The 8,132-nt window shown below is 70.0% G+C and carries 8 protein-coding genes and 1 pseudogene; 3 read left to right on the plus strand and 6 right to left on the minus strand.

The annotated features are described in order from the left end of the window. Positions 1–154: 154 nt before the first annotated feature. The 6 genes from B9S61_RS29680 to B9S61_RS29705 all read right to left on the minus strand — a co-directional run bounded on the left by B9S61_RS29680 (position 155) and on the right by B9S61_RS29705 (position 6,364). Positions 155–1,144, minus strand: coding sequence for a zinc-dependent alcohol dehydrogenase family protein (locus B9S61_RS29680; protein WP_103545002.1), 990 nt, complete (start codon positions 1,142–1,144; stop codon positions 155–157). Next, positions 1,141–2,022, minus strand: a complete 882-nt coding sequence (locus tag B9S61_RS29685) for a carbohydrate ABC transporter permease (protein WP_103545003.1) — start codon at positions 2,020–2,022, stop codon at positions 1,141–1,143. Before B9S61_RS29685 ends, B9S61_RS29680 begins: the two co-directional genes overlap by 4 nt. Further along, a complete protein-coding gene (locus B9S61_RS29690) occupies positions 2,022–2,966 on the minus strand; it encodes a carbohydrate ABC transporter permease (RefSeq protein WP_103545004.1) in 945 nt (314 codons plus the stop codon). Before B9S61_RS29690 ends, B9S61_RS29685 begins: the two co-directional genes overlap by 1 nt. Beyond that, on the minus strand, positions 2,963–4,330 hold the full coding sequence (locus B9S61_RS29695; RefSeq protein WP_103545005.1) for a sugar ABC transporter substrate-binding protein: 1,368 nt from the start codon (positions 4,328–4,330) through the stop codon (positions 2,963–2,965). The genes B9S61_RS29690 and B9S61_RS29695 overlap by 4 nt, the downstream gene beginning before the upstream one ends. A gap of 130 nt (positions 4,331–4,460) precedes the next feature. Then, positions 4,461–5,243 carry a DeoR/GlpR family DNA-binding transcription regulator gene (locus B9S61_RS29700; RefSeq protein WP_103545006.1) on the minus strand — a complete coding sequence of 261 codons (783 nt, stop codon included), beginning with the start codon at positions 5,241–5,243 and terminating at the stop codon, positions 4,461–4,463. Between the two features lie 311 nt (positions 5,244–5,554). Further along, positions 5,555–6,364, minus strand: a complete 810-nt coding sequence (locus B9S61_RS29705) for an NAD(P)-dependent oxidoreductase (RefSeq protein ID WP_103545007.1) — start codon at positions 6,362–6,364, stop codon at positions 5,555–5,557. 236 nt (positions 6,365–6,600) lie between these two features. On the opposite strand from B9S61_RS29705, the pseudogene B9S61_RS29710 reads away from it, so the two are divergent. The 3 genes and pseudogenes from B9S61_RS29710 to B9S61_RS29720 form a co-directional block, all read left to right on the plus strand. Then, positions 6,601–7,559, plus strand: a pseudogene (locus tag B9S61_RS29710) (5-dehydro-4-deoxyglucarate dehydratase). Further along, complete coding sequence (locus B9S61_RS29715; RefSeq protein ID WP_103545008.1) at positions 7,556–7,765, plus strand: hypothetical protein; 210 nt, start codon at positions 7,556–7,558, stop codon at positions 7,763–7,765. The pseudogene B9S61_RS29710 and the gene B9S61_RS29715 overlap by 4 nt, the downstream one beginning before the upstream one ends. Positions 7,766–7,947: 182 nt before the next feature. Further along, a partial coding sequence (locus B9S61_RS29720) for a transposase (RefSeq protein WP_146064863.1) occupies positions 7,948–8,132 on the plus strand: 185 nt, incomplete at its 3' end.

Consider the following 8,132-nt stretch of genomic DNA (forward strand, 5'->3'; position numbering starts at 1 on the left):
CCCGGCTCAGCGGCTTCGCCCTCCTCGCCCCGGCTCAGCGGCTTCGCCCTCCTCGCCCCGGCTCAGCGGCTTCGCCCCCGGGCCCCGGCTCAGCGGCTTCGCCCCCGGGCCCCGGAACGTGTCCGCCCCTCACCCGGAGCGGTGGGCCGAGAGGTCAGGGGACCACCACGATCTTCCGGCCCACGCCCGCCGCGAACTGCTCCAGAGCCCTGGGGTACTGGTCGAGGGGGAGGCGGTCGCTGATGAAGACGTCCGGATCCAGCACACCCCCGGCGAACAGCTCCGCCGCCCGCTCGTAGCTGTGCAGTACGGCCATCGACCCCGTGATCGTGATCTCCTGGTTGTAGATCCGGTACGGGTCGATCTGCACCCGGGTCGCGTAGTCCGCGACCCCGAACTGCAGGAAGGTGCCGGCCTTCGCCACCCGCTCCAGCCCGTCCTGGATCGCCGCCGCGTTCCCCGTCGCGTCGATCACCAGGTCCCACCCCTGCGGCCGGTCGAGTTCGTCCGGGTTCGCCGCCGACGCGGAGACCCCCAGCCGCCGCGCCGTCTCCAGCCGAGCCGGGTTCAGGTCCACCATGTCCACGCTCGCCGCCCCGGTCCGCTTGGCCAGCTCCAGCATCATCAGCCCCATGGTCCCGGAGCCGTAGATCAGGACGTGCGCGCCGAGGCGCGACTGGAGCACGTCGTAGCCGCGCACCGCACACGACAGCGGCTCGATCAGCGCCGCGTCCTGCGTGCGGACGTGCTCGGGGAGCTTCACGCAGTTCGCCACCGGTGCCACCGCGTACTGGGCGGCGCCCCCCGCCGTGGTGACGCCGATCGCCGCCCACCGCTCGCACATGTTGTTGTGGCCGACGCGGCAGTAGCGGCACTCGTGGCAGTACAGGGAGGGGTCCACCGCCACCTGGTCACCGAGCGCCAACTCCGTGACCCGGGAGCCGATGCCGACGACCTCGCCGGCGAACTCGTGACCGGGCACGATCGGCAGTTCGGGGGCGAACTCGCCCTGGAGGATGTGCAGATCGGTGCCGCACAGTCCGCAGGCCGCGACCTCGACGACGACGTCGCGGGGCCCTGGCGTCGGGTCCGGGACCTCGGCGAGGACGGCCTTGCCCACGGACTCGATGACGGCGGCCTTCATTTCACGGCTCCCAACGACAGGCCCTGGACGAGTTTGTCCTGGGCGGCGAACCCCGCGGCGAGCACCGGCAGGGAGATGACGAGCGAGGCGGCGCACACCTTGGCCAGGAACAGGCCCTGGCTGGTGATGAAGCCGGTGAGGAAGACGGGGGCGGTCTCGGCGACCACACCCGTCAGTACCCGGGCGAACAGCAGTTCGTTCCAGCTGAAGATGAAGCAGATCAGCGCCGTCGCCGCGATGCCGGGCAGGGCGATCGGGGCGACCACGCGCCCCAGGACCGTCGGGAGTCGCGCCCCGTCGATCTGGGCCGCCTCGATGATCGAGACCGGCACCTCGGCGAGGAAGGACTGCATCATCCACACCGCGATCGGCAGATTCATCGCCGTGTAGAGGATGACCAGCGCCCAGATGTTGTCGAGCAGGCCGGTGTTCTTCGCGAAGAGGTAGATGGGCAGCAGGCCGGCCACCAGCGGCAGCATCTTGGTGGAGAGGAAGAAGAACAGGACGTCGGTCCACTTCTTCACCGGCCGGATGGACAGCGCGTACGCGGCGGGCACGGCCAGGAGCAGCGTCAGCAGCGTGGAGACCACGGAGGCGGTCATGGAGTTGATCATCGCGGGCCAGGGGCTGGCGCCGCCGGTCAGCCCGAAGAACTCGCGGTAGCTGTCGAGCGTCAGTGGGGCGGTCACCGAGGGCGGGTTGGTCGCCGCGTCGGCCTCGGAGTGGAAGGACGTGAGGACCATCCACAGCAGGGGTGCCACGAAGGCGAGACCGGCCAGCCAGGCGACGATGCCCAGGGCGCTCGCCCGGAGCCTGCCGCCGGGCCGGCCGGGCCGGCGGACCGGAGCGGTCGCGGTGGTGGTGGCGACGGTGGCCATCAGCGGGACACCTCCTCACGGAACAGCGACGACACGACGCGCAGCGCGAAGGTCGCCAGGATGATCGAGCCGATCACGACGATGACGCCGGCCGCGGAGGCGAGACCGTTCTCGTGGGCCTGGTAGAAGGTCTGGTAGATCGTGTACGGCAGGTTGGCGGTGCCCAGTCCGCCGGAGGTGATGGTGAACACCGCGTCGAAGTTCTGCACGATGTAGATGGAGCCGAGCAGCACGCCCAGTTCGAGATAGCGGCGCAGATGCGGCAGCGTGATGTGGACGAACACCTGCCAGTCGCTCGCGCCGTCCATCCGGGCGGCCTCGATCAGCTGGGAGTCGCGGCTCTGTAGTCCGGCGAGCAGGATCAGCATCATGAACGGCGTCCACTGCCAGATCAGCGAGGCCTCCACCGCCATCAGCGGCATCTCGGAGATCCAGTCCGGCTGCGCGGCCCCGACCCCGCCGATCGCGTGCAGGATGCCGTTGAACAGGCCGTACTCGGGGTTGAACAGCACGTGCTTCCACAGCAGCGCGGCGGCCACCGGCACCAGCAGGAACGGGGCGATGAGCATGGTGCGCACCGCGGCCCGGCCGCGGAAGCGGCGGTCCAGCAGCAGGGCGAGGAGCAGTCCGAGGAGCAGGCTGACGAGCACCACGGTGACCGTGAGCAGGATGGTCGTCCAGATCGACTTCCGCAGGGCGGGGTCGCTCAGCACATCGCCGTAGTTGGAGAATCCGGCGAACGTGCGGTCGTCCGGGTAGAGCGCGTTCCAGTCGAAGAACGAGATCACCAGCGTGGCCACGAAGGGCAGCTGCGTCACGACGATCATGAAGATCAGCGCGGGCAGCAGAGGCGCCCGGGTGGCCCAGGCGCGCATGCGGTTCGGCGGCGGGGCCGCCGCTCTCTCGGGAGCGGCGGCGACCCGGTCGGTCTTCGTCAGCGTCATGACGCCTCGTACTTCTCGGCGACGGCCTCGGCGAGCTTCTGGGCCTTGGCCAGCGCGTCGTCCACCGGCTGGCGGCCGGCGATGGCGGAGCTGATCTCCTGGGAGAACTTGGTGCCGAGGTCGGTGAACTCGGGGATGCCGACGAACTGGATGCCGGGCGCGGGCCGGGGCTGCACGCCCGGGTCCTCCGGCTTGGCGTTCGCGATGGCGTCGCGGGTGACGTCGGCGAAGGCGGCGGCCTGCTCGCGGTACTCCGGGATGTCGTAGGTCGAGGCGCGCTTGCCGGCCGGCACGTTCGACCAGCCGATCTTCTCGCCGACGAGCTTCTCGTACTCCTTGCCGGACGCCCACGAGATGAACTTCCAGGCGTCCTCGGCGTTGTCGGACGACTTCTGGATGCCCCACGCCCAGGTGTAGAGCCAGCCGGAGCTGTCGGTCTTCTCGACCGGCGCGGGCACGTAGCCGATCTTGCCCTTGACCGGGGAGCCGTCGGCCTCCAGGGAGCCGGCGCCGGCCGTGGCGTCGTACCACATGGCGGTCTTGCCCTGGGTCATGTTGTTCAGGCACTCGGCGTAGCCGGACTGGGCCGCACCGGCCTCGCCGTGCTCACGGACCAGGTCGACGTAGAACTTCGTGGCCTCCTTGAACTCCTCGGAGTCCAGGCGAGCGGTCCAGTCCTTGTCGAACCAGGTGCCGCCGAAGGTGTTGACGACCGTGGTGAGCGGGGCCGTCACCTCGCCCCAGCCGGGCAGGCCGCGCAGGCAGATGCCCTTCATCCCGGCGCTCGAGCCGTCCACCTTCGCGGCCAGGTCGGCGACCTGGGTCCAGGTGGGCTTCTCGGGCATCTTCAGCCCCTCCTTCTCCAGGACGTCCTTGCGGTACATCAGGAAGGAGGACTCGCCGTAGAACGGCTCACCGTAGAGCTTGCCGTCCTCGGCGGTGAGTGCCTTGGTCATCGGGGGCAGGATGTCGTCCTGGTCGAAGGCCTTGTCGCCCTTGACGTACGAGTCCAGGGAGTGGAGCCAGCCGTTCTTGGCGTAGATCGGGATCTCGTAGTTGCTGAGGGTCGCGACGTCGTACTGGCCGGCCTGGTTGGCGAAGTCCTGGCTGATCTTGTCTCTGACATCGTTCTCCGGCAGCACCGTGAAGTTCACCTTGATGCCGGTGTCCTTGGTGAAGTTGTCGGCGGTGAGCTTCTGCAACTCGACCATCTGCGGGTTGTTCACCATCAGGACGTTGATGGAACGGCCGTCGGACGATCCGGACCCGCCGGCGCCCGAACAGGCGGCGAGCGGAGTGATCAGCGCGGCTGACGCGGCGACGGCGAAGAGGGAACGGGGTATGTGCCGGCTCTTGGTTCGCATGCGGTACTCCTGGTCGTATGGGGACAAAGCGGGAGCTGTGGGGTTGTGCGGGCCCGCGGTGGGTGGCGGACCCGGTGCTGCGGAAACGTGGGTTGCGGGGACGTGGTGGTGCACCGGGGCACCCCGGTCGTCAGACGCGGATGACCTGGGGGCCGAGCAGGGAGTGGCGGTGGGCTTCGGAGGCGGGGAGCAGGGTGCTGGTGACGATCGCCTCCAGCGCGCCGATCTCGGCGAAGCGGCAGAAGCTGACCGCGCCGAACTTGGTGTGCACCCCCGCGAAGACGGTCCGTCGTGCCGACCGGATGGCCTGCGCCTTCACCTCGCTGACCGCCGGGTCGGGGGTGGTCAGGCCGTGTTCGCGGGAGATGCCGTTGGCGCCGACGTACGCCAGGTCGATGACGAATCCGGCGAGCATCTTCGTGGTCCAGTGGTCGACGGTGGCCAGCGTGCCGGAACGGACCCGGCCGCCGAGCAGCAGGACGGAGACGTTCTCGGTCTCGGCCAGGGCACCGGCGGTGGGCAGGCTGGCGGTGACCACGGTCAGGGCCCGGTCGCGGGGCAGGGCCTCGGCGATGAGCTGCGGGGTGAAGCCCTCGTCGACGAAGACCGTCTCCGCGTCCCCGAGCAGCTCGGCCGCCGCGGCCGCGATCCTGCGCTTCTCGGGGACGTGGCTGGTGGCGCGGAAGGCGAGCGTCGTCTCGAAGCCGGCGCTCTCCACCGGGCAGGCGCCGCCGTGGGTGCGGCGGAGCAGTCCGTGGTCCTCCAGGACGCGCAGGTCCCGCCGGACGGTTTCCCTGGCCACGCCCAGATCGGCGGCGAGCGCGGTGACCTCGACCGAGCCGGTGGCCCGGGCCAGGAGAACGATCTCACGCTGGCGTTCCTCGGCGGTCTTCGCCGTTCTGGACGTCGTCATCGCCGCCACCCGCTTCCGTACGGTCTTCCTTGCCTGATCGCCTCCGTCCGGCCGAGCGGAGCTGCCCGTTCGGGCCCGGTGGCGTCCATGGGGCAAGTTGTACAGCGGTGCTCACGAGCTGAACAGGCCTGTTACGGATCCGATGCTGCCCGGTTGTGCCCGTTTGGCGTGCTGCTTGCCCGTCTTCGACCTGCATGACCGCAGGCGTGGACGTGACTTCGGGCAGCACGGATGCCCGAATGCGGGAGCGGACGGGCCCGTTCGGTGCCCGTCCGCTCGTGTGAGGGTCGTGATTGAGCCGTGTCGAGGGGTCAGTACGGCCAGAGGGGCGGGTCGGTGACGAAGTGGCCGCCCAGGCAGGCGTGCGCCGGGTCGTCCGGGGCCGGCTCGCCCTGCTCGGCGATCAGCTTCCCGGCGTACGGCTCGGAGTCGTCCCGCGGTTCGTAGCCGAGCGCCCGCGCGGCACTGAGGTCCCACCACAGCCGGGTGTTGGCGGAGGAGCCGTGGACCACGGTGTGCCCGACGTTCTCGGCGGTCAGCGCCGCGTGGAAGAGGCGGGCGCCGTCGGCGGGGCTCATCCACAGCGAGAGCATGCGCACGCTGGTCGGCTCGGGGAAGCAGGAGCCGATGCGCACGGAGACGGTCTCCAGTCCGTGCTTGTCCCAGTAGAGCTGGGCGAGGTCCTCGCCGAAGCACTTGGACAGGCCGTAGAAGGTGTCCGGGCGGCGTGGTGTGTCGATGCCGATGAGGGGGTCGTCGCCCCGGGGGCGCGGGGTGTAGCCGACGGCGTGGTTGGAGGAGGCGAAGACGACGCGCTCCACCCCCTCCTCGCGGGCGGCCTCGTACAGGTTGTAGGTGCCTTCGATGTTGGCCCTGAGGATCTTGCCGAAGGACGCTTCGAGCGAGATGCCCGCGAGGTGGACGATCGCGTCGACGCCGCGGACCGCGTCGCGCACGGCGTCCCCGTCGGCGAGGTCCGCGACGATCGAGTCGGGCTCGCCGTCGACCGGGTGCAGGTCGAGCAGGCGCAGCGTGTAGCCGTACTCGGGGAGCAGGTCCCGCATCAGGGTGCCGAGGCCGCCTGCGGCGCCGGTGAGCAGAACGGTGCGGGGAGCGGGCATCCTCGGGTCTCCTTGCGGCGCCGGCCGGGCCGCTCGTGCATATGGGCGCACGGCATTCATATTCATGGACACGCTAAGGAGGTGGGGTGTGGCCCGTCAAGTATCCCGCGACTCCCGCGCGACTTCCCGGGGGAACGTCGGAATTGGCTGGTGTGGGGCGCGACATGGTGCTTGACCGGCGTCCCCGGGGCGCCTTAGCGTGGGGTCGTTCAGAAATATGGACGTAAATCAAGAATATGGACCAGGGAGAGCTTGTGACCTCAGCCCCTCTCGCCGCCCGACTCGAAGTCCCCAGCGGGCCGTTGTTCTTCCCGGTCACCGCGTACGGGCCGGACGGCGCCGTCGACCTCGACACCTACCGGCTCCATGTGCGGCGCGGAGTGGAGGCCGGGGCCGCCGCGGTGTTCGCCGCCTGCGGGACCGGTGAGTTCACGCGCTGACGCCGGAGGAGTTCGAGAGCTGTGTACGGGCCGCGGTGGAGGCCACGGAGGGACGCGTACCGGTCGTCGCGGGCGCCGGCTACGGCACCGCGCTCGCGGTCCGCCATGCCCGGCTCGCCGAGCGCGCCGGGGCCGACGGGCTGCTCGCCATGCCGCCGTACCTGGTCAAAGCAGGACAGGAGGGACTGCTGCGGCACTACGGGGAGATCGCCGCGGCCACCTCCCTGCCCGTGATCGTCTACCAGCGCGACAACGCCGTCTTCACGCCGGAGACCGTCGTGGGACTGGCCCGCACCGACGGGATCATCGGCCTCAAGGACGGCCACGGCGACCTCGACCTGATGCAGCGGACCGTCAGCGCCGTACGCGTGGCGGGCCCCGGGGACTTCCTCTACTTCAACGGGCTGCCCACCGCCGAGCTCACCCAGTCCGCCTACCGGGGCCTCGGCATCACCCTGTACTCGTCCGCGGTGTTCTGCTTCGTGCCCGAGCTCGCCCTCGCCTGCCACACCGCCTTCCGTACCGGCGACGAGGCCACCGCGAACCGGCTGATCGACGGCTTCTACCGGCCGTTCGTCGAACTGCGCGCCAAGGGCGCCGGCTACGCCGTCTCCCTCGTCAAGGCCGGCGTACGGATGCGCGGCCTGAACGTGGGGGAGGTGCGGCCCCCGCTGCACGAACCCGCGGGGGATCATGTCAAGCAGCTCGCTCAACTGATCGAGCGGGGACTCGCGCTGCTCGAGGAGGGCCAGTGAAGGCGTCGGCGTTCGTCTACCCCTGGGACGTCAACGGGGACCCGGAGGCCCCCGCGCGGATCGCCGCGCTCGGCACCGCACAGGTGACGCTCGCCTCCGCCTACCACTCCACCCGCGCGCTGACCCCGTTATGTTTTCCGCGGTCCTGCAAGAGGGCCGCTGGCCTCCGGGCCCGGCATGACTGTTGCCCCCTGTCGAAGGCATGACCTGGGGGGTGGTGTCACCGGGCCCGGGAGGTGCCGTCGGAGACGCTGATGAGAGGTCCGGCCACCGTCCGGTCCGGCGCAATGCCGGACAGCTCGCGGGCGGCAGGTCTGCATAACGTGGATGCGCGAGTACGACACCGATGCCGAGGCCGGCACCGTCAACACCCCTTGGGAGGGGCGCGATGTTCGAGACCGAAGACGTGGGCGTGTTCCTGGGCCTGGACGTCGGCAAGAGTGCTCACCACGGCCACGGACTCACCCCGGCCGGGAAGAAGGTCTTCGACAAGCAACTGCCCAACAGCGAGCCGAAGCTGCGGGCCGTCTTCGACAAGCTGACCGCGAAGTTCGGCACCGTCCTGGTGATCGT

The sequence above is a fragment of the Streptomyces sp. SM1 genome (genome assembly GCF_002910825.1).
GTDB lineage: Bacteria > Actinomycetota > Actinomycetes > Streptomycetales > Streptomycetaceae > Streptomyces > Streptomyces okerensis.